This window comes from Clostridium sp. E02 (assembly GCF_003833015.1).
GTDB lineage: Bacteria > Bacillota > Clostridia > Lachnospirales > Lachnospiraceae > Lacrimispora.
Genome location: NZ_RJLQ01000018.1, coordinates 1 through 21,349, shown reverse-complemented (window position 1 = coordinate 21,349; position 21,349 = coordinate 1). Strand labels below are relative to the sequence as shown.

Here is a 21,349-nt window from a genome sequence, read left to right as displayed (position 1 = left end):
AGGTGACAGAGATATGAATCTTAATATGAAACGAGTAGCATTGGGAATTATTATGGCGATCTGTCTCTTTTCATTATCAGCGTGCAGCAAATCCGATACTGCATCCAGTGAAATCGATGCCAGTGTACAGTCGCAGCTTGAGCAGCTTCCTGCTTCCTTCTTGCAGATGTACACGGATCTAAAGGACAGTGATGTAGATCAGTTTAAAAAGAATATGTTGCAGCAGGATCAATTTGCCGTACTGGCAGAAGGCGTAGATAGCTGGGAGAATGTGAAGGACGAGTTGGGTGCCTTTGTATCGATTTCAGATGCGGTTACTGTCGAGACGGTTGATCACGGCTATTCTGCAACGGTCAATGCTGTCTTTGAAAAGAGAACAATGGATTTTTCCATAACAACGGATTCCAGACTAACAAAGATTACGGGTGTGGCTTTTATTCCCCAGTATCAATTTGTGGAGAGACTTGAAAAAGCAGGTCTTAACACTTTAATGGGAATGGGGACAGTATTTTCAGTGCTGATTTTTATCAGTTTGTTGATCGGCTGTTTCCGCCATATAGGAAAACTGGAAGAAAAATTATTAAACAGGGGAAAGAAAAAAGAACCTGTAATAGAACCGGCAGTTACTGAAGAGGTATCAGAAGAACAACCGGAAGAAGACCTTTCCGATGATTTGGAGCTGGTGGCTGTTATAACGGCAGCAATTGCAGCATCAACCGGAAGTTCACCAAGCGGTTTGGTGGTACGTTCTATTAAACGTGCATCAACTGGAAAATGGAAGAAAGCATAAACGATCAGGAGGATTCTCATCATGAAAAATTATACAATTACAGTAAATGGTAATGTTTACGATGTAACCGTAGAAGAAGGCAGCGGGAATATGGCTTCGACACAAACGGTTTCAGCTCCTGCAAAAAAAGCAGCAGCACCGGCACCGAAAAAAGTAGCAGCTCAGGGCGCAGAAGGCTCTGTAAAAGTGGCAGCACCTATGCCAGGTAAGATTTTGAATGTAAAAGTAAGCTCAGGTCAGTCTGTTAAAAAAGGCGATGTCATGCTCGTTCTAGAAGCAATGAAGATGGAGAATGAGATCGTAGCACCTTCCGATGGAACAGTTGCCAGCATTCATGCAGCAGTCGGTGATTCCGTAGAAGCAGGCGCAACATTAGCTACATTAAACTAGTACGGAAAGATCCGCTAAAAAGATAAATAGCGCGGATTCCTTATGGAGGGATTAACATGAATTATATTAGTAATACATTCAGCAATCTTCTTCAGCAGACCGCATTCTATAACCTTACGGCAGGTAATTTGATCATGATTTTGGTTGCCTTTTTGTTCTTGTATTTGGCGATCAGAAAAGGATTTGAACCCCTGCTTCTGGTACCGATTTCTTTTGGTATGCTGTTGGTAAATATCTATCCAGATATTATGAAGGAGATAGGAACAGATGGTTCCGGCGGCGGACTGCTGCAGTACTTTTTCAAATTGGATGAATGGGGCATCTTGCCTCCCCTTATTTTTATGGGGGTAGGTGCTATGACGGATTTTGGCCCCTTAATTGCCAATCCGAAAAGCTTTCTTCTGGGTGCGGCAGCCCAGTTCGGTATATATTCCGCCTATTTTATGGCGATCCTTATGGGCTTTAATGACAAAGCAGCGGCAGCGATCTCAATCATCGGTGGTGCAGATGGACCAACCTCCATTTTCCTTGCTGGTAAATTGGGAATGACGTCTCTCATGGGACCGATTGCAGTAGCCGCGTATTCCTATATGGCTTTGGTGCCCATCATTCAACCACCAATTATGAAGCTTTTAACCACAGAAAAAGAGAGAAAGATCAAGATGGAACAGCTTCGCCCGGTCTCCAAATTGGAACGAATCTTATTCCCGATTGTTGTAACGACTGTGGTATGTATGATTCTTCCGACAACGGCTCCGTTGATTGGTATGCTGATGCTGGGGAACTTATTTAAAGAATCTGGAGTGGTGAAACAGTTATATGAAACAGCAAGCAATGCACTGATGTATATCGTGGTAATTCTTCTTGGTACTTCAGTAGGAGCGACCACCAGTGCAGAGGCGTTTTTAAACTGGAATACCATTAAAATTGTTGTTCTTGGTCTGATCGCATTTTCGATTGGAACAGGGACAGGTGTTTTGTTTGGAAAACTGATGTGCAAAATCACAGGCGGAAAGGTGAATCCATTGATTGGATCTGCCGGCGTTTCTGCGGTTCCTATGTCAGCCCGTGTATCTCAAAAAGTTGGTGCGGAAGCAGATCCATCTAACTTTCTGTTGATGCATGCTATGGGTCCTAACGTAGCCGGTGTAATTGGTACGGCTGTTGCAGCCGGTACCTTTATGGCTATATTCGGAGTAAGATAATCATACCGGAAGAATAGCTTTTCCGGACATATATGTGAATAATAAAACCAGGAGGTAAGACAATGGCAGATATAGAAAAAAAGCCGGTTAAGATTGTAGAGACAGTTCTTCGTGATGCTCATCAGTCTTTGCTGGCAACAAGAATGACGACCGATCAGATGCTTCCAGTTGTAGAGAAGATGGATAAAGTCGGCTATTACGCAGTTGAATGCTGGGGCGGTGCTACCTTTGATGCATGCCTTCGATTCTTAAAAGAAGATCCCTGGATGAGATTAAGAAAATTAAGGGATGGATTTAAAGATACAAAGCTTCAGATGTTGTTTCGTGGTCAGAACATTTTAGGATATAATCACTATGCAGATGATGTGGTGGAGTACTTTGTCCAGAAATCATTGGCGAACGGCGTGGACATAATCCGTATCTTTGACTGTTTGAATGATATCCGTAATTTAAAGACTGCAGTTTCAGCCTGTAACAAAGAAAAAGGGCATGCTCAGGTTGCGTTATGTTATACTTTGGGAGATTCTTATACACTGGATTATTGGAAAAATATTGCAAAAAATATCGAGGATATGGGTGCAGATTCTATCTGTATTAAGGATATGGCAGGACTTTTAACTCCTTACAAGGCAGATGAACTGGTGCGAGCGCTTAAAGAGTCAACAAAACTTCCGATTGATCTGCATACCCATTATACATCGGGTGTCGCTTCCATGACCTATTTAAAAGCAGTAGAGGCAGGATGTGATATTATTGATACAGCAATGTCTCCTCTTGCTCTTGGAACCAGCCAGCCAGCAACTGAGGTTATGGTTGAAACTTTCAAAGGGACTCCTTTTGATACCGGATATGATCAGACACTGCTTGGTGATATTGCAGCTTATTTCCAGCCGATTCGGGAAGAAGCATTAAAGAATGGACGGTTAAATCCAAAGGTTCTTGGTGTTAATATCAAAACTTTGCAGTATCAGGTTCCTGGAGGAATGTTGTCAAATCTAGTTGGCCAATTGAAGGAAGCTGGACAGGAAGACAAATATGTTCAGGTACTGGAAGAAGTTCCGAGAGTAAGAAAAGACTTTGGTGAGCCACCTCTTGTTACCCCTTCTTCTCAGATCGTAGGAACTCAGGCAGTTCTTAATGTAATTAGTGGAGAGCGTTATAAGATGGTAACAAAGGAATCCAAAAAGATCCTGATGGGTGAATTTGGGCAAACAGCGAAACCATTTAATGAAGAAGTACAAAAGAAAATCATTGGAGATGAAAAGCCAATCACATGTCGTCCTGCTGATTTAATCAAACCCCAGCTTGCTCATTTTGAAAAGGAGTGCGCTCAGTGGAAACAACAGGATGAAGATGTTCTGTCTTATGCACTATTCCCAGCGGTTGCCAAAGATTTCTTTGAATATCGCGAGGCACAGCAAACCGGTGTGGATGCTGCCGCAGCAGATAAGAAAAACAAGACGTATCCTGTATAAATAAGAAGCGTAAGAATAAAAAGATAGAAAAATTTGTAACAGTCAGGTTCTTTTTGCAGAAACAGTTGTATCAATGATACTGTTTTCTGCAGAGAGGACCTGTTTTTTTGATAAAATATAAAGTTTTTCTTACAAATAATTCCAATTGCCTAAAGTTTAACTAGAATCAGTTGACACATGGTAACATTTGTCATTATAATGAATAAATGTATGATTTACAATTTATTGGAAAATTAAAAATACAAGAGGGCTTATTGGGAGAAACAGATGAAAAAGTATATAAAAGCTCGTAAAATGGCTATAATTTTGGCCAGTGTTCTCGTGTTGGATTCATTGGTAGGATCCATTTCACCATACATAAATGCATATGCATATACAGATAAACAAGCTACGGTTCAGGCGAGTTCTCTTAATGTGAGAAGTGGTCCGGGCACAGCTTATAAAGTTGTGACTAAATTAACAAATGGGGCTTCTGTTACTGTAGTCAATGAAAAGAATGCATCTGACGGTGCCCTATGGTATGAAATTCGTTTTAATGGTACCGGTGGTAAGGCAGTGACAGGGTATGTGTCGAAAAGCTTTCTTAAATTCCCGTCAGCATATACTAGGAACAGTGATTTTGAGTCCCATTTATCTTCGGAAGGGTTTCCTGAAAGTTATAAAATACGTCTTCGGGCTTTGCATGCAGAACATCCCCAATGGATATTCCGGGCACAACAAACAAACATTGACTGGAATACAGCGTTAAAAGAAGAAAGCAAGGTTGGGAAAACACTAGTACATACAAATAGCATGTCCTCTTGGAAATCTGTGGAGAGTGGTGCATATAATTGGGACAACAGTAAATGGGTGGGCTATGATGGAAATAGTTGGGTGACAGCATCGGAAGATATTGTTAAATATTACATGGATCCCAGGAACTTTTTAGATGATACAAATGTCTTTCAGTTTTTGACGCATACGTATGATAGTAACAAGCATACCATAGAAGGTCTCAATACCATGGTAAAGGGAACTTTTTTATCTGGTGGGACGGTGAATACAGACAATTCCTCTTCCAATGGAGGGAGCAATCCAGGGAATGGAGATGGAACTTCAGGAGATGGAAACGGTACGGGACCGGGAGCAGGTACGGGACCGGGCGCTCAGTTAACACCCCCCAAAGAGTCGAAACAATCTGGCTCTGATAATGTGAGCCAGGAATCCCCACATGCCTCCATCGTGCCTAAAAATGCACCGCTTCTAATGGAATATGGACCAGGAGCTAGTTTGTCTGGACCGGGGAGTGGAAATGCACCGGTTACTGGAAACACCAGTGGAAACATCACTGGAAGCGGTTCTTATGTGGATATGATCATGAATGCTGCGACTCAGTCTGGGGTGAATCCCTATGTTTTGGCGGCAATGATCATTCAGGAACAAGGATCTAAGGGAACCGGCAAAAGTGTATCTGGAAGTGAATCTGGTTATGAAGGGATTTATAACTTTTTTAATATCGAAGCCTATCAGTCTGGCAGTATGTCGGCGGTACAAAGAGGGTTGTGGTGGGCATCCCAGACAGGCAATTACAGCAGACCATGGAATTCTCCTGAAAAATCAATTTTAGGCGGAGCTTTGTATTATGGTAATAACTATGTAAAAGTTGGGCAGGATACCTTTTATCTGAAGAAATTCAACGTACAGGGATCCAATCTATATAAGCATCAATATATGACTAATGTACAGGGAGCCGCATCGGAAGGTGCCGTTTATTCGAAAGCATACAATAGCGAGATGAAGCAGACTGGTCTAGAATTTAAAATACCGGTATATCGTAATATGCCAGAAAATCCGTGCAGCCAGCCGACTGGGGATGGGAATCCAAACAATAAACTATCAGATTTAAATGTAGAAGGATTTGTTATGACACCTACATTTAGCCGGGATACGCAAGAGTACAATCTAATTGTGGATCCTTCCGTATCCAACATACGAGTGGATGCATCTTCGCTTTACTCTGGATCTTCCATAAAGGGAAGCGGAACCATAGCATTGCAGAATGGAAATAATGACATTAAAGTCTCCGTAACAGCTCAGAATGGAAATGTACGGGAATATGTTCTTCATGTAGTCCGTCAGAACAACGGCCCGACTTATACGACAGGGACAGAGAGCAATCACAGTTCCGGTCCTGGGGGAACTCAAGGAGGTCAAAGTGGTCAAAGTGGTACCAGTCCAGCTGGAAATCCCGGTAGTGGGAATGGGTCCAGTTATGGCCCAGGAGGGAAAGACTCCTCTTCCAATGGGCAGACAGGAACACCGGGGGGAAGCAATGTAACCATAGTATCAGAGAATTCCTCGAATGACTCCACCCAGCCTTCCAATGGATCTTCAGTGAAAGGACCTGGTAATCCTTCGCAAGTGAAAGAAACGACGCAGTCTCAGACTCAGGCAAGTGAAGCGTCACCAGAGCAATCGTCTGGAAGTGGAAAGGGAGATGTCAATGGAGATGGGAAGGTAAACAGCCAGGATGTATTAAAGTTAAAACGACATCTTCTTGGACTGGAGAAACTTTCTTCTAACGGGAAAGCAGCCGCTGATTTAAACGGAGATGGTAAGGTGAATTCACAGGATCTTCTTCTTTTGCAGAAGAAAATACTAGGACTTTAAAGATTGGCTAAAATAGGAGACGATATGAATAAGAAATTAAAAAAAATCATGAGTGGTTTGCTGTTAGTCTGTATCATAGCTGCAGTGAGTCCCATTTGCGGCATGACTTCCTGGGCATCGGAAGCTAAAGTTGCTTTTTCGGATCCATCGGTTATGGTGGGCAATGAAGTAACAGTTACCATGAAAATATCCAGCGATACGGCGCTGGGGACGGCTGATATTATGCTATCCTATGATCCGGGAATATTAGAATTCATGAGTGGAACCAGTGCAAATGGCGGCGCTGGGGCGATTAAGCTTTTGGGTACTATGGATTCCGCTGACCAAAAGACTTTTTCGTTTCAACTTAAGTTTAAAACTCTAAAGGCTGGTAATTCAAAGATAACAGTCACTTCGCAGGAGATTTATGATGTGAATTCCAATGCTTTGACATTAAGTAAAAAAGGGAATTCTACCGTAAAAGTAACATCACCTGCAACTTATTCTAAGGATGCCACATTAAAATCATTAAAGATATCCCCTGGAACATTAACTCCCGGTTTCTCCTCGTCCGTAGAAAGTTATACGGCAGAGGTGGATGCCAATACGACAAATCTTGTGGTCAATGCAGTAGCGGCCAATGCAGGAGCGCACGTAACACTTCAAGGGGAAAAGGATCTAAAAGCTGGGGCAAACGCTGTTGTTGTTAAAGTATCAGCAGAAGATGGTCAGACGGTAAAAGAATATACCATTCAGGTAACAAAGCAAGAGGGAGACGAAACGACTCCAGCAGATAATTCAAATGGAGAGACGAAGGATGTACAGTTTGGGGATGCGACAGTAGCCATTAACGGGACCGAATACAGCATTGCCTCATCCTTTGATGAATCGTCTTTACCAGAAGGATTTGAGTCACAAAATTACCAGTATAAAGGGACCGAAGTTATGGCAGGCAAAGGCCTGGAGAAAGATCTTTTGCTACTATACTTAAAAGATAATAGCGGAAACGGCGGATTCTTTATTTATAATGAAAGTGCGGATTCCTGGTCTCAATTTGTACAAGTTAAAACGACAACCAAGGCAATTGTGATTATTCCACTAGATGCGGATACCGTGGTTCCGGAAGGATTTGCAGAGAGAACGGTTAATATTGATGGATCGCAGGTGGTTGGTTGGGCAATCAAATCAGAGAAAGAACCGGATTATTGTTTATTCTATGCGATGAACTGGAACGGAGAGAAACATTTCTATCGATATGATATTTCAGAACAGACCATACAACGTTACTTTGATTCAGAAGTTTCCGGCCCTCAATACAACAAACTTGAGAAGTCCTATCAGAAACTTAACGGAAATTATCGTCTGCAATTTTTCATCTTGATTGGTTTAGGTGTCTTGGTATTGGTGCTTCTTGTAATCATTATTCTACTTGTTAAAAAGGGAAATGGACAAGGCCCTGGAAGAACCGATGCTTCTGGAAACAGAGGCGGAAAAAGAGGAAGAAGACAAAGACCTGAAGAAGAGGACCGTTTTGAACCGAAACCAGAGGAACAAATACCTTCCAGTAAGATCAAACGTTACAGCAGGGAGGAATTTAATCAAGAACAATTTCATAATCCTATGGAATCGGACTCTGAGGATGATTTTATGGTTGAGACCAGCCTTGAGGATATGGAACGGGACTTAACTGCAGAGAGAAATACAGAATATAACAATCATATAGAGGCAAAAACACAGGAGTCATTGGATGATGATTTTGAGTTTGTGGATCTGGATGATTAATTGACACCCTAACATGCGTCTTGGACAGCGTTTATAGCTCAAGGCGCATGTTTTTTAATAAAAGGTATGTAGAAGATCTGGGATTGTCATATATTATATATTGAAAAAAACAGTATCGTGTGCTATTATGTGTATAACAGATATAACGAAAGATGGTGAAAAGATGATTTTGGAAATTGATTTTAATAGTGATGAAGCGATTTACATTCAGCTTCGGAACCAGATAATCATAGGTATCGCCACAGAAAGTATTAGAGATGGGGACCCCCTGCCTTCTGTGCGTCAGATGGCCGATCACATAGGAATCAATATGCACACGGTGAATAAGGCGTATTCTGTGCTAAAACAGGAAGGGTATGTCAAGCTGGACCGCCGCAAGGGAGCTGTTATTTCTCTTGATGTGGATAAGATCCAGGTTCTTGATGAAATGCGCAAAGATTTAAGCGTTGTCATTGCCAGAGGTATTTGTAAAAATATATCGTGTGAAGAGGTTCATCAGCTGGTTGACGAATTATTTTGTTTCTTTGTCAAAGAGCCCAGAGAAGACTGATTCACTGGATTGGAGGTTCTATATGTTATGCGAGAGATGTAAGAGTCGCGAAGCTAATATTCAATATACAGAAGTGGTAAATGGTGTGAAAAAAGAGCATCATTTTTGTGCTCAGTGTGCAAAAGAAATGGATTTTGGTGTATATGCTGCAATTTTTGACGGAGAATTTCCTTTGGGGAAACTCTTGTCCGGTCTATTGGGAATCGAAGATACGGATCAGGAACCGGATAAACTTCATCAAATCACTTGTCCGTCTTGTGGGACCGGTTACGATGAATTCGTAAAGGACAGCAGATTTGGCTGCTCCGACTGCTATAGTGTATTCGGACCGCTGATGGAAGACAGTATTAAGCAACTTCAGGGAAGTTTAATTCACACAGGGAAAAAACCGGTTTATCAAGGTCAGGAAGATACGAAAAGAAGAAACGCACTTACGTCTGGAACTGGAGAACTTAATCCAGAGGATCTTCAGGAAAAGGAGATTTTTCAGTTGGATGCAAAATTAAAAGATGCCCTTCGTTTTGAAGATTATGAAACTGCGGCTGTATGTCGTGACCGGATCCGAGAACTGAAGAAAGGAAATGAGACCGATGCTTAGATGGTTTGAACAGACCGATGACAGTCGGACAGGAGTAATTAGCAGCCGAATCCGTCTGGTCAGGAATTGGCAGGATTTTGAATTCCCTTCAAAACTGGGGGAAAAGGTTAGCAATGATTTGATACATCAGTTCGAGTTTGGTTTGAAAGATCTTGGAAAAGAGGAAAAGAAGACATATACCTTTGCTATGCTTCATGAGCTGGAAGAACTAGATCGGATGGCCTTAAAGGAAAGGCGTGTCATAAATACGGCTGCAGTTACCAAAAAGTCACCGACTGGGATTTTACTTTCGGAGAATGAGGACACTGGCATTGTATTAAATGGGGAGGATCATTTTCGGATTCAGCTAATACGGACGGGACTTCATCTTGACGATCTATGGGAGTGTGCAGACCGGATTGATGATTATATTAACGAACGGTTTGCATATGCCTTTGATGATCGATATGGTTATCTGACAGCGTATCCCACCAACATGGGCACTGGATTAAGGGCATCGGTCGTTGTCCATCTTCCGATGCTATCTCAAGGAAAGAAATTTTCAAGTCTACTGGGTGAAATAAGCCGATTTGGTGCCGCAGTACGGGGAGTGTATGGAGAGGGGGATGAAAATTATGGCTCTTTATATGAAATTTCCAACCAGAAAACCCTTGGTCAAACCGAGCGGGAGATTATAGATACCGTAACCAAAGCTGCCATACAATTGACCAACCAGGAGATCGCTGTTAGAAAACTTTCGCTGCAGCGTCATCCCATTGAGAGGGAAGATGAAATTTATAAATCCTATGGCGTACTTAAATATGCAAGAAGGCTTACTTCCAGAGATGCGATGATTTTCTTGTCACAGATCATGGCAGGACTTGCGGATGGATTGATTCATACGGAAAAAGAGGTTTCCGTATTCCAACTTATGCTTGGAATTCAACCGGCGAATCTTCAAAAGATTACAGACCGGCCTTTGAATAAGGAAGAACTAGATGGAGCAAGAGCGGAATTTATCCGGGAGAAATTGCCGGAATTAATTTGACAGGAGGAAGTATTATATGATAGACAGATTTACGACAAAGGCCAGAGCGGCCATTAGTCTGGCGGAACAGACAGCGGATCAGCTGGGACACGGTTATGTGGGAACTGAACATTTACTTTTGGGGCTACTAAAAGAAGGAAGCGGAGTTGCTTCAAAAGTGCTGACAGAGAATGGTGTAAAAGAAGAGAAAGTGCTGGGACTGATCAGCCAGTTAATCGCCCCGGATCCATCGGTGAGGATTCGGGAAGAAGGTGGGTATACGCCTGGTGCAAAACGAGTGTTAGAGAATAGTTACCGGGAAGCAGCTCGGTTTAAAGCTAATTTAATCGGAACCGAACATCTACTGATCTCAATTATTCGTGACAACGACTGTGTGGCATCTAGACTTTTAAATACCATAGGGATCAGCATACAAAAATTGTATATTGACGTGCTCTCAGCTATGGGGGAGGATGCACCCGCCAATAAAGAGGATTTAATGAAAACTTCCAAGGCAAAAGGAAACACACCAACACTTGACAGTTATAGCCGGGACTTGACCGAACTGGCAGAACGGGGAAAATTAGATCCAGTAATAGGAAGAGAGTCTGAAATCAAACGGTTGATTCAGATCCTAAGTCGGAGAACAAAGAATAACCCGTGTTTAATTGGCGAACCAGGAGTAGGGAAAACAGCAGTAGTAGAAGGGTTGGCTGAGATGATCATTTCAGGCGATGTGCCAGAAACAATTGCAGGAAAACGTCTCTTAACCCTGGATTTATCCGGTATGGTAGCAGGGTCCAAATATCGTGGTGAGTTTGAAGAAAGAATTAAAAAAGTAATTGCAGAAGTGATCGAAGATGGAGAAGTTTTATTGTTTATCGATGAAATTCATACCATCATAGGTGCTGGTGGTGCGGAAGGTGCAATTGATGCTTCTAATATATTAAAACCATCTTTGGCCAGAGGAGAACTCCAATTAATTGGGGCAACTACTTTAGAAGAATATCGCAAGTATATCGAAAAAGATTCTGCACTGGAACGACGTTTTCAGCCGGTTACCGTGGAAGAACCTTCTGAAAAGGCTGCCATTGAGATATTAAGAGGGTTAAAGGGAAGGTATGAGGATCACCATAGAGTGACCATTACCGATGAAGCGGTAAAGGCATCCGTTACTCTTTCCTCAAGGTATATCAGTGATCGCTTTTTGCCGGATAAGGCCATTGATGTGATCGATGAGGCATCCTCTAAGATTCGTCTTACCATGTATACAGAGCCAGGAGAGATAAAGGAACTGGAAGCAGAGATTGATACACTAGAAGATCAGAAAGAGAAAGCCATTCAATCAGAGGCTTATGAAAAAGCAGGTGGCATAAAAAAGAGACAAGAGAAGAAGCGAGATAAAATCCAGAAAATACGGGAGAAATGGCAGAAAGAGAAAGAATCAAAGAAGCTGATTGTTGATGAGGGAGAGATCGCTGACGTGGTTTCTAGCTGGACCAAAATTCCGGTAAAAAAACTAGAAGAGGAAGAAAGTGAGCGGCTTCGGAATTTAGAATCCATTCTCCATGAACGAGTGATTGGTCAGGAGGAAGCGGTTTCTGCAGTTTCTAGAGCCATTCGAAGAGGAAGAGTTGGTTTAAAGGATCCCAAACGCCCCATTGGTTCTTTCCTGTTTTTAGGCCCTACTGGAGTTGGAAAGACAGAACTTACCAAAGCACTTTCTGAGACTATGTTTGGAACGGAACATGCGCTCATTCGGGTGGATATGTCTGAATATATGGAAAAACACAGTGTTTCCAAAATGATTGGATCTCCACCTGGATATGTGGGATACGATGAGGGAGGGCAGCTGAGTGAAAAAGTACGAAGAAATCCCTATTCGGTTATTTTGTTTGATGAGATAGAAAAAGCACATCCGGATGTTTTTAACATATTATTACAGGTGCTTGATGATGGTCATATTACAGATGCGCAAGGTCGAAAAATCAATTTTAAAAATACCATTATTATTATGACGTCCAATGCAGGTGCACAAAATATCATTTCACCAAAGCGGCTTGGATTTGGTGCAGCTTCTGATGAGAAGGCCGATTATAAGATTATGAAAGAACGTGTGATGGAAGAGGTAAAGCGGCTCTTTAAACCAGAATTCATTAACCGAATCGATGAGATTATGGTGTTCCATCCATTGAATAAGATTCATATGAAGGATATCGTAACCATTATGTTAAAAGATATTATGAATCGGACTTCAGATCAGATGAATATAACGTTAGAAGTAGAAGAGGCTGCAAAAGAATTTTTGATTGAAAAAGGCTATGACAATAAATATGGCGCAAGACCATTGCGTCGGACCATTCAGAATCGGTTAGAGGATAAGCTAGCAGAAGAAATATTAAATGGAACTGTGAAAAACGGAGATGACGTGTTGGTATCTGTTGTGGATGACGGACTAAAATTTTCTGTCAGAGAGCTGGTAAAATAACTAGCCATTTTAAGATAATTCGTGTATAATAACATCAAGCGGAGGAATTTTTTATTCGCAAAAAGGATAAGTAGACAAAATACTAGGAGGGCAAACCAATGCCGGTAATTGAAGAATTAATTCGCACAGAACAAGATGGTACTATCAGTTTTGGGAATTACAAATTAAGTTCAAAATCAAAATTACAGGATTATGAACACGATGGTGACTTATATAAAGTTAAGACATTTTATGAAATAACAAAGCTGGAACGAAATGGTATGTTTGTATACGAATCCGTACCTGGAACTACAGTGGAACGTTTCGCTGTAACCAATGATGGTATTACGTTTGATGTAGAAGGCGATAAGGATGCGCAGTTGACTATTCAGCTGGCAGAGGATACCGAATATGAGGTATATATAGATGATTCGGCAATTGGTAGTATGAGAACCAATATGAGCGGGAAATTGTATGTCAGTGTAGAATTAAATGAAGGAACACTTGTTACAGTAAAAATAAACCGAAGATAGAAAAACGAGCTGGGTTCGACTCTTTTTAAGAGCCGGACCTAGCTTTTTTAAGGAGGAAACCCAATGGCAAAGGCAAAAACTACGGCATTTTTCTGCAAGGAATGTGGGTATGAATCAGCCAAATGGCTGGGGCAATGTCCCATGTGTAGAGAATGGAATACATTTGTAGAAGAGCCTGTGGCGAAAAAGGAACCAGCTTCCAAAAGAGGATTGAGCGGAAGTCAAAGCGGGACGACGGGATTGGGATCTAAAGTAAAACCTACCAGATTAGCGGATATCCAATTGGATGAGCAAGACCGTATGAAAACTGGTTATGAGGAGTTGGACCGGGTGCTAGGAGGAGGTGTGGTTAAGGGGTCTCTGATTCTGGTCGGTGGAGATCCGGGGATTGGAAAATCAACATTGCTTCTCCAGGTATGCAGAAATCTTGCGTGGAATGGAAAAAAAGTATTGTACATATCAGGGGAGGAGTCCTTAAAGCAGATTAAGCTAAGGGCGAACCGAATCGGTGAAGTAAAGGGAGATTTATTATTTCTTTGCGAGACGAATCTGGAACGGATCGAGAGTGCAATCAGTGAGGAAAAACCAGATGTGGTGATTATTGATTCCATACAGACTATGTTTCGGGAAGAGGTTTCTTCGGCTCCTGGAAGTGTAAGTCAAGTCAGAGAATCCACCAATCTTTTGATGCAGATAGCAAAAGGAGCTGGAATTGCCATCTTCATCGTAGGTCACGTAACAAAAGAAGGTGTTGTGGCAGGTCCTAGAGTTCTGGAACATATGGTAGATACGGTTTTGTATTTTGAAGGAGATCGGAGTGCGGCTTATCGGATTATTAGGGGCGTGAAGAATCGGTTTGGTTCTACCAATGAAATTGGGGTCTTTGAGATGGTTCAAACTGGACTTGCCCAAGTAGAGAATCCTTCGGAATATATGTTAAGCGGAAGACCAAAAGATGCCTCAGGGGCGGTGGTTGCCTGCTCCATGGAAGGGACTAGACCCATGCTTTTAGAAGTTCAGGCTCTGGTGACTCCCACCTCTTTTGGGATGCCAAGGAGAACAGCGGCAGGAACGGATTACAACCGGGTCAATCTTTTGATGGCAGTTCTTGAGAAACGATGTCACTATGATTTGTCTCATTTTGATGCTTATGTAAACATTACTGGTGGCCTTAAAATGAATGAACCGGCTTTGGATCTCGGGATCTTGATGGCAATCGTCTCTAGTATGAAGGATAAGGCAGTGGATCCGAAAACCATAATATTTGGTGAAGTGGGACTATCCGGAGAAGTACGTGCCGTATCGATGGCCTTGCAAAGAGTAAATGAAGCCAAGAAACTGGGATTTGAAACCTGTATTCTTCCTCGAATTTCTTCCGAGAAGATGGGGAAGATAGAGGGAATTAAGTTAATTGGAGTAGATAATGTAAGAGAAGCCATCATGGGTCTAAGAGATTAAAGGTTTTTGTAGTTTTTACGGTATTCTCCTGGTGTCATGTGAAAGGACTCTTTAAAAATCCGGTTAAAATGTTCTGGATTTGCATATCCAACTATCTCGCAAATTGAAGAAATACTTAATTCCGTGGTTTTGAGGGCACGGCATGCTTTTTCAATCCGTAAATTCCGGATTAACTGGACAAAGGTCTGTCCTGTATTATCTTTCACCAGTTTACTGAAATGAGGAACCGAAAATCCAAAATGTTCAGCCGCAGAGGAAAGGGAGATGTCCATAAAATTCGTCTGGAAATAATTTAAGATATCCATTAAAGCCAGATTTTGATGGGTTGTAATTAAAAAGCTTTCCATATGGTTTTCATGATGGCGAAGGAGCATAACCCAAAAAGTCATGAGATAACTGTCTAGCAGAGAATTTGAGTATTTTTCATGATCATAGTATTCAACATAAATTTCTTCAATAAGAGAGCGGATAACAATATCTGAACCAGTGTGGAACAGCAGATAATTGTTTTCTGCTTTTTCATATAACGTATGGAAGAAAAATTGAGACAATACATTATTATTTGTGAACAGTTCAAAGAAAGTCCTGTGAAAGGTACTGGACTTAATCATGACATTGATAATAACACTATCATCAAATACAGCTATGCTGTGTTTTGTTTTTGGAGGGATAATACACAGGTCACCAGTAGAATAGATACTTTTTTTACCATGGATTGTATTCATACAGGTACCGGAATAGATGTAAAATAATTCATAAAATTGATGCTCGTGGATATATTCCTGCGAGTAACGGTTATGTTTTGCAATGTAAATGTTTTGAGAATTTATTTTAAAAAACTCGTTTTCAGATATATAAGAAAACCATGTATCCTGTAGACTGGGAACATAAAGCTGACGCCGTTTAATATAACTCTGATCCAAATGTTCCAGATATTCTTTAAATGTTTCTGGATGTAAGTGTTCTGACTCATATAGGCTGCGATAAAAATTTTCGTCTTCCGTATAGGCTGTAATATAATCACGAAAGGTTTCTTTTTTTATTTTCATTATGGTACCTCCATTTATTACTATTCATTATACCATCTTAAAAAATATCAAGTCAACATCGTAAATTATTCAATAGTATTCATCAATACAGAATGATAGTATGGGTATATCAAATAATACAGGAGAGGGTAAAAAATGAATAATTTGGAGAAAGATATGAAAAAAAGTCTATGGAGGCAGCGTATTGGATATGGCTCTTCTGATTTTGCATGTAATTTGATCTGGCAGGTTATATCCTTATACCTGCTGTATTTTTACACAGATGTTATGCATCTTAATGTGGCGGCAGTCAGTGTGATGTTTTTGGTAACCAAAGTCTTTGATGGAATTACGGACTTGGCAGTTGGCTTTTTGATTGACAGGACAAACACTAAGTGGGGAAAATCAAGGCCATGGATATTTGCAGGTGCCATTCCATTTGCAGTAACGGCAGTGTTGGCTTTCAGCGTACCGGATATATCCCAAACAGGAATGCTTGTGTACGCTTATGTGACCTATATGCTGCTGTCATTGGCCTATACGGTGGTAAATATTCCTATGGCTTCTATTTTACCCTCTTTAACTGCAAACCCGCAGGAAAGGACAAACCTGGCTACCAGCAGAGTGTTCTTTTCTTATATAGGTTCGACTGTTGTATCGGCATTTGCGCTTAATCTGGTAGATCGGTTTGGGGGAGGAAATGAAGCCGTAGGATTTCGGATTGTGATGATGATTTTTGGTGCTTTGGGCTGTTTGGTATTTTTCTTTTGCTTTTTCAATACCAAGGAGAGGGTGCATATCAATGAAGAAAAGGTAAGCTTAAAAGCTAGTTTAAGTTGTCTGATTCATAATAAGCCGTGGTTATTATTTGCAGCAAATATTATCTGGTTTTTTGGTGGATTTGTAATCCAGGCTGGGGCAATAATCTTCTATTTCACTTACAATATGAACAATAAAGAGCTTTCCAGTATAGTAGCTACCATTACAACATTGGTTCCTGTTGCAACCAATCTCTGTGTTCCTTTTTTGGCCAGTTTGACTACAAAGAGAAACTTAATGATAGGTGGATCTACATTTCATGCAATTGGACTGGTTATTATTTTCATAGGTGGAAATTCCATTCCGATTGTTCTTATTGGAGTAGTTGTTGCAGCTCTTGGATATGGGCTTAAGGGGAGTATGCATTTTGCAATACAGCCGGACCCAGTTGATTATGGGGAATGGAAATCTGGAGTTAATATTGCAGGTACCTTATCTGCGGTAAATGGTTTTATTGGTAAAGTGGGAATGGCAATTGCAAGTTCTGTTGCAGCTGCACTGTTAGCTGCCAGTGGCTATGTAGCAAATGCATCGGTACAATCAGCATCAGCGTTGAATGCAATCAGTGCTATGTATATATGGATTCCAATTGCAACGAATGTATTAACAATTATAACGTTCTTATTCTACGATTTAGATAAAAAACTTCCGGAGATCAACAAAGAGTTGGAAGCAAGAAGAGCAAGAAATTAAAAAGGAAGGAATTATTATGGCAGTAGTCAGCATTGATATAGATATGAAAAGAGTTACAAATGAGGCATTTTTAGAAACCGCAAAAATGTTGGAACATAAGCCTAAGGAAAAACAGATAAAGCCCGTAACAATCGTGTCTATCGATGAAAGTGGGATAGCAGTACCGAGAGCTGATATAAGTGAAATAAGCAGTATAGCGTTAAAGAAGGGAGATTCCATTGTTCTGGATTTTGGTGACCATCAGGTAGGATATGTCAGTTTAAAATTGAAATCAGTAGGAAGTCCTCAGGATGCACCAGCTTATTTGAGACTGAAATTTGGTGAAATTTCAAAGGAGATCAGAGAAAATTCAGAGGAATACAATGGGTGGATCAGCCGTGGCTGGATTCAGGAAGAATATGTTCATATGGATGTGCTCCCGGCCTGGTTACATTTGCCAAGGAGGTATGCCTTCCGCTATATGGAAATACATGCAGTGGATACTTCTTTGAAATTTCAAGTGGTAGTGGAAGATGTATTATGCACAGTGGTTTCTGCCGTTGACATGACAGAAGTAGAACCAGTTCCTATTACAGATCCAGTAATGCAGCGGTTGGATAAGGTCAGTCTAAGGACTCTAAAGAACTGCATGCAGTCTGTTTTTGAAGATGGTCCCAAACGTGACCGGAGGCTTTGGCTGGGAGATTTAAGGCTTCAGGCTTTGACTAATTATAAAACGTTTAAAAATTATGATCTGGTAAAACGGTGTCTGTATTTATTTGCAGGGCTTACCAGAGATGACGGAACAATCGGCGCATGCCTTTTTACAGAACCAGAGTATCTTGTGGATGATACCTTTTTATTTGATTATTCTCTTTTTTTCATATCTGTTTTAAAGGATTATTATGAGGAAACAAAAGATAGGAAGACGGTAGAAGAGCTGTGGCCGTCAGCTTATCGTCAGATTGAATTGTCCAGACTGCGTTTTGATGATAAAAGCGTGGTTAAGGACGGAGATGGTTTCTGGTGTTTTGTTGACTGGAAAGAGGGGCTTAACAAGCAGGCTTGTGCGCAGGCTATCTATATTTATACATTGAATGACGGGATTGCATTAGCTGAAATATTAGGACAGGCTAAAATTGCAGCTAAGTTCGCTAAAGAAAAGGAACAATGTATTCAGGCAGCACTTGATTATTTTTGGGATCAGGAAGAACAGGTATTTGTAAGCGGTGAGAACCGCCAGGTGTCTTATGCAAGCCAGGTATGGATGGTTCTGGCCGGAGTGAAGGCAGGAGAAGAAGCCAGATCGCTGCTCAAACGCATAATAGATGAAAAACCAGAGATGGGAATGGTAACTCCGTATATGAATCATCATTTTGTTGAAGCTTTAATCTTATGTGGAGAAAAGGAAAAAGCGATTGAATATATGAAATATTATTGGGGAGGCATGCTAGAACAGGGGGCAGATACGTTCTGGGAATTGTACAACCCGGATGATCCTCAGGAATCCCCTTATGGTTCATCGGCAGTAAACAGTTATTGTCATGCATGGAGTTGTACGCCTGCTTATCTGCTTAGAAAGTTATAAAACAAGGAGGAAGACACATGGAATATTTAGTGATTGATTCAGGTGGAACTTTCATTAAGTATGCACTTATGAATGAAAATGGGGATATTCTAGAAAAAAGCAAGGTTCCGACACCGGATTATAAAAAACATACATTAGAAGATTATCTGGATGTTCTATATTCTATTTTCAAGCAATATGATGGACAAGTGGAAGGAATCGCTATGAGTGCTCCTGGTATTCTGGACAGTGACACGGGATATTGTTACACAGGTGGATCTTTAAGCTATTTATCCGGGAAAAATATGATAGAGCTTTTAGAAACACAATGTAATGTACCAGTTACCATTGAAAATGACGGAAAATGTGCGGCCCTGGCAGAACTGTGGAAAGGAAGCTTAAAAGATATAAAGAATGGTATCGTACTTGTGCTTGGAACGGCAGTTGGCGGTGGCCTGATTATTGATGGAAAGCTTTACAAGGGAAATCATTTTTCAGCAGGTGAGTTTAGTTATGTGGCAGTGGAAGAAGAGAATTTAGATCAGATGGATGGGTACTGGGGATTTACGAATGGTGTTGCAGCTTTGGGAAAATATGTATCGGAGGAAACGGGAATACCGCAGGAAGAACTTGATGGAGTAAAGATGTTTGAACTGGCTAACAAAGGTGATGAGCGTGTATTAAAAGCATTGGATAAGTATACGAAAAGACTTGCGGTACAAATCTACAATTTACAGGTTCTCTTTGATGGGGGAGTGGTATCCATAGGAGGCGGTATTAGTCAGCAGCCACTTCTGATAAAATTTATTAATAAAAATGTAACTGAATTGTGCGAAAAACACCCATTTCGTAAACTGTCTCCTTATATACCGACACCAATTATTACGACCTGCCGGTTTTTCAATGATTCCAATCTAATAGGTGCCCTTTATCATTTTATGATAAAAAAGGGAAGTCTGTTGGAAGAATAGAAAGAGAGAAAAAATATGATAAAAAGAAATGTTATGATTACTGGTTTTAAAGAAGCTCAGGAATTTAACCGAATCTGTAGTCATTTTGAATGCGATATGGATTTATTACAAGGAAAATATATCGTAGATGCGAAATCTATTATGGGGATTTTCAGCCTGAATTTGGAAGAGCAGCTTGAACTGGTTGCAAATTCAGATGATGAGGTACTGATAGATGATAAATTTCAGGAATTCATAAAAAAACGATAGTAGTATTAAAAAGCAGTTTTCAATAAACAAGGAGTCTATGCTTGCAGGGAATGTACCTGTATCCATAGGCTCCTTTTATATTGGAACAAAGAATCATCATCAGTAAAGTGTTAGGATAAACTACTTAAATCGATGGAACAGCTTTGAAACGAATATTCCAATCTGGTTTTGGATTCTTTTAAAAGATCAATTACAAATTCCAATTTTTCCCTAGTGAATCGGAAGGAAGGGATGGAGACACTAAGAGCTGCAAAGATCCTTCCGTCGCTGCATAAGGAGATGCCAGCGCAGTGTATGTCAGGAGTAGATTCTTCATGTTCCAAGGCGTAGCCCCGTATTCTTGTTTCTTCCAGTTCTTCCATTAACTTAGGCCAATCTGTTATGGTATGGGGGGTAAAGGATTTCAGCCCTTCTGGATATAAGGCATAAATATCTTCCGGTTTCATATCAGCCAATATAGCACGTCCAATAGCAGTGCAATAGAGGGGAAGCTGTTTCCCTACATATGAGACTAGCCGGATAGGCTCTGCAGAGTCCTCCTTTGCAATGTATAACAGGTTACTTCGGTTCTGGATACCAAGCTGACAAGTTTCATGGCTTTCTGAGACGATTTGTTTCATTTCTACTTTGATAAATTCTAGAGCATCAATCTGATTGGTATAAGAAGCTCCGACTGAATAAGCGGCAATACCAATAAAGTATTTGAAATTCTCCTGGTTCATGTAAATGAATTTTCTTGAAGTCATGGTATGCAAAAGAGGCATGATGCTGCTTTTGGGTGCATGAAGTTCTTTGGACAATTCAGTTAAAGTCATACCGTTTCCATTCGTTGATAATGATTCTAGTATATCTAAAACCCGTTCAGTTGGACGATGTTCGTTTGATGGCATAAATTGACACCTCGTTTTTGATTTACTTCTATTATAACAAAGTGGGACAAAGTTATCTATACGATTTATTTGTAAAATATGAATAAAAAATAGAACTCTATTCTGTTAATAATGACAAAAATAGAGGGGATTTACCATCATTTATGTCAACCGTTTTTGAAAATGTCCCGAAAAAGTTTTAACATAAGCACCAGTTTTCTGGTGCTTGATTTAACCAGGTACTATTAGTTTTTGGGTAACTTTAATAAAACTACAGTTACCTGCTTGTAAA

Annotated in this window: 18 protein-coding genes; 16 read left to right on the top strand and 2 right to left on the bottom strand. The window is 40.7% G+C overall.

Translation table 11 applies throughout. The features are described from left to right. Nucleotides 1-13: 13 nt before the first annotated feature. The 12 genes from EFT72_RS14070 (at nt 14) to radA (ending at nt 14,882) form a co-directional block, all read left to right on the top strand. Nucleotides 14-790 carry an OadG family transporter subunit gene (locus tag EFT72_RS14070; RefSeq protein ID WP_124067558.1) on the top strand — a complete coding sequence of 259 codons (777 nt, stop codon included), beginning with the start codon at nt 14-16 and terminating at the stop codon, nt 788-790. Between the two features lie 21 nt (nt 791-811). Then, nucleotides 812-1,180, top strand: a complete 369-nt coding sequence (locus tag EFT72_RS14065; RefSeq protein WP_124067557.1) for a biotin/lipoyl-containing protein — start codon at nt 812-814, stop codon at nt 1,178-1,180. Nucleotides 1,181-1,236: 56 nt separating this feature from the next. Continuing rightward, nucleotides 1,237-2,385 carry a sodium ion-translocating decarboxylase subunit beta gene (locus EFT72_RS14060; RefSeq protein ID WP_124067556.1) on the top strand — a complete coding sequence of 383 codons (1,149 nt, stop codon included), beginning with the start codon at nt 1,237-1,239 and terminating at the stop codon, nt 2,383-2,385. A gap of 62 nt (nt 2,386-2,447) precedes the next feature. Beyond that, complete coding sequence (locus EFT72_RS14055) at nt 2,448-3,860, top strand: oxaloacetate decarboxylase subunit alpha (RefSeq protein ID WP_124067555.1); 1,413 nt, start codon at nt 2,448-2,450, stop codon at nt 3,858-3,860. A gap of 267 nt (nt 3,861-4,127) precedes the next feature. Further along, a complete protein-coding gene (locus EFT72_RS14050; RefSeq protein ID WP_124067554.1) occupies nt 4,128-6,509 on the top strand; it encodes a dockerin type I domain-containing protein in 2,382 nt (793 codons plus the stop codon). 24 nt (nt 6,510-6,533) lie between these two features. Next, complete coding sequence (locus EFT72_RS14045; protein ID WP_124067553.1) at nt 6,534-8,270, top strand: cadherin-like beta sandwich domain-containing protein; 1,737 nt, start codon at nt 6,534-6,536, stop codon at nt 8,268-8,270. Between the two features lie 163 nt (nt 8,271-8,433). Continuing rightward, nucleotides 8,434-8,820, top strand: coding sequence for a GntR family transcriptional regulator (locus EFT72_RS14040; RefSeq protein WP_124067552.1), 387 nt, complete (start codon nt 8,434-8,436; stop codon nt 8,818-8,820). A gap of 22 nt (nt 8,821-8,842) precedes the next feature. Further along, nucleotides 8,843-9,418 carry a UvrB/UvrC motif-containing protein gene (locus EFT72_RS14035; protein WP_124067551.1) on the top strand — a complete coding sequence of 192 codons (576 nt, stop codon included), beginning with the start codon at nt 8,843-8,845 and terminating at the stop codon, nt 9,416-9,418. Continuing rightward, complete coding sequence (locus tag EFT72_RS14030) at nt 9,411-10,445, top strand: ATP--guanido phosphotransferase (RefSeq protein WP_124067550.1); 1,035 nt, start codon at nt 9,411-9,413, stop codon at nt 10,443-10,445. The genes EFT72_RS14035 and EFT72_RS14030 overlap by 8 nt, the downstream gene beginning before the upstream one ends. A 16-nt stretch (nt 10,446-10,461) precedes the next feature. After that, nucleotides 10,462-12,912 carry an ATP-dependent Clp protease ATP-binding subunit gene (locus tag EFT72_RS14025; protein WP_124067549.1) on the top strand — a complete coding sequence of 817 codons (2,451 nt, stop codon included), beginning with the start codon at nt 10,462-10,464 and terminating at the stop codon, nt 12,910-12,912. Nucleotides 12,913-13,010: 98 nt separating this feature from the next. Beyond that, nucleotides 13,011-13,424: an endosialidase gene (locus tag EFT72_RS14020; protein ID WP_124067548.1), complete on the top strand. Its 414-nt coding sequence runs from the start codon at nt 13,011-13,013 to the stop codon at nt 13,422-13,424. Between the two features lie 63 nt (nt 13,425-13,487). Continuing rightward, on the top strand, nt 13,488-14,882 hold the full coding sequence (gene radA, locus EFT72_RS14015; protein ID WP_124067547.1) for a DNA repair protein RadA: 1,395 nt from the start codon (nt 13,488-13,490) through the stop codon (nt 14,880-14,882). On the opposite strand, the gene EFT72_RS14010 is transcribed toward radA, so the two are convergent. Then, complete coding sequence (locus EFT72_RS14010) at nt 14,879-15,931, bottom strand: AraC family transcriptional regulator (RefSeq protein WP_124067546.1); 1,053 nt, start codon at nt 15,929-15,931, stop codon at nt 14,879-14,881. The two genes, radA and EFT72_RS14010, sit on opposite strands and share 4 nt — an antisense overlap. A 135-nt stretch (nt 15,932-16,066) precedes the next feature. Here EFT72_RS14010 and EFT72_RS14005 point away from each other — a divergent pair, with 135 nt between their 5' ends. Genes EFT72_RS14005 through EFT72_RS13990 form a run of 4 tightly spaced genes read left to right on the top strand, consistent with a single transcriptional unit; the run spans nt 16,067 to nt 20,188 of the window. Then, the gene (locus EFT72_RS14005; RefSeq protein ID WP_124067545.1) at nt 16,067-17,422 is read left to right on the top strand and encodes an MFS transporter; all 1,356 of its coding nucleotides are present in this window, start codon (nt 16,067-16,069) and stop codon (nt 17,420-17,422) included. Between the two features lie 16 nt (nt 17,423-17,438). Then, the gene (locus EFT72_RS14000; protein ID WP_206426659.1) at nt 17,439-18,989 is read left to right on the top strand and encodes a cellobiose phosphorylase; all 1,551 of its coding nucleotides are present in this window, start codon (nt 17,439-17,441) and stop codon (nt 18,987-18,989) included. Between the two features lie 17 nt (nt 18,990-19,006). Next, nucleotides 19,007-19,939: an ROK family protein gene (locus EFT72_RS13995; protein WP_124067543.1), complete on the top strand. Its 933-nt coding sequence runs from the start codon at nt 19,007-19,009 to the stop codon at nt 19,937-19,939. Nucleotides 19,940-19,954: 15 nt separating this feature from the next. After that, nucleotides 19,955-20,188 carry an HPr family phosphocarrier protein gene (locus EFT72_RS13990; protein ID WP_124067542.1) on the top strand — a complete coding sequence of 78 codons (234 nt, stop codon included), beginning with the start codon at nt 19,955-19,957 and terminating at the stop codon, nt 20,186-20,188. A 110-nt stretch (nt 20,189-20,298) separates the two neighbouring features. Here EFT72_RS13990 and EFT72_RS13985 read toward each other — a convergent pair whose 3' ends face one another. Continuing rightward, complete coding sequence (locus EFT72_RS13985) at nt 20,299-21,078, bottom strand: IclR family transcriptional regulator (protein ID WP_124067541.1); 780 nt, start codon at nt 21,076-21,078, stop codon at nt 20,299-20,301. Nucleotides 21,079-21,349: the final 271 nt, after the last annotated feature.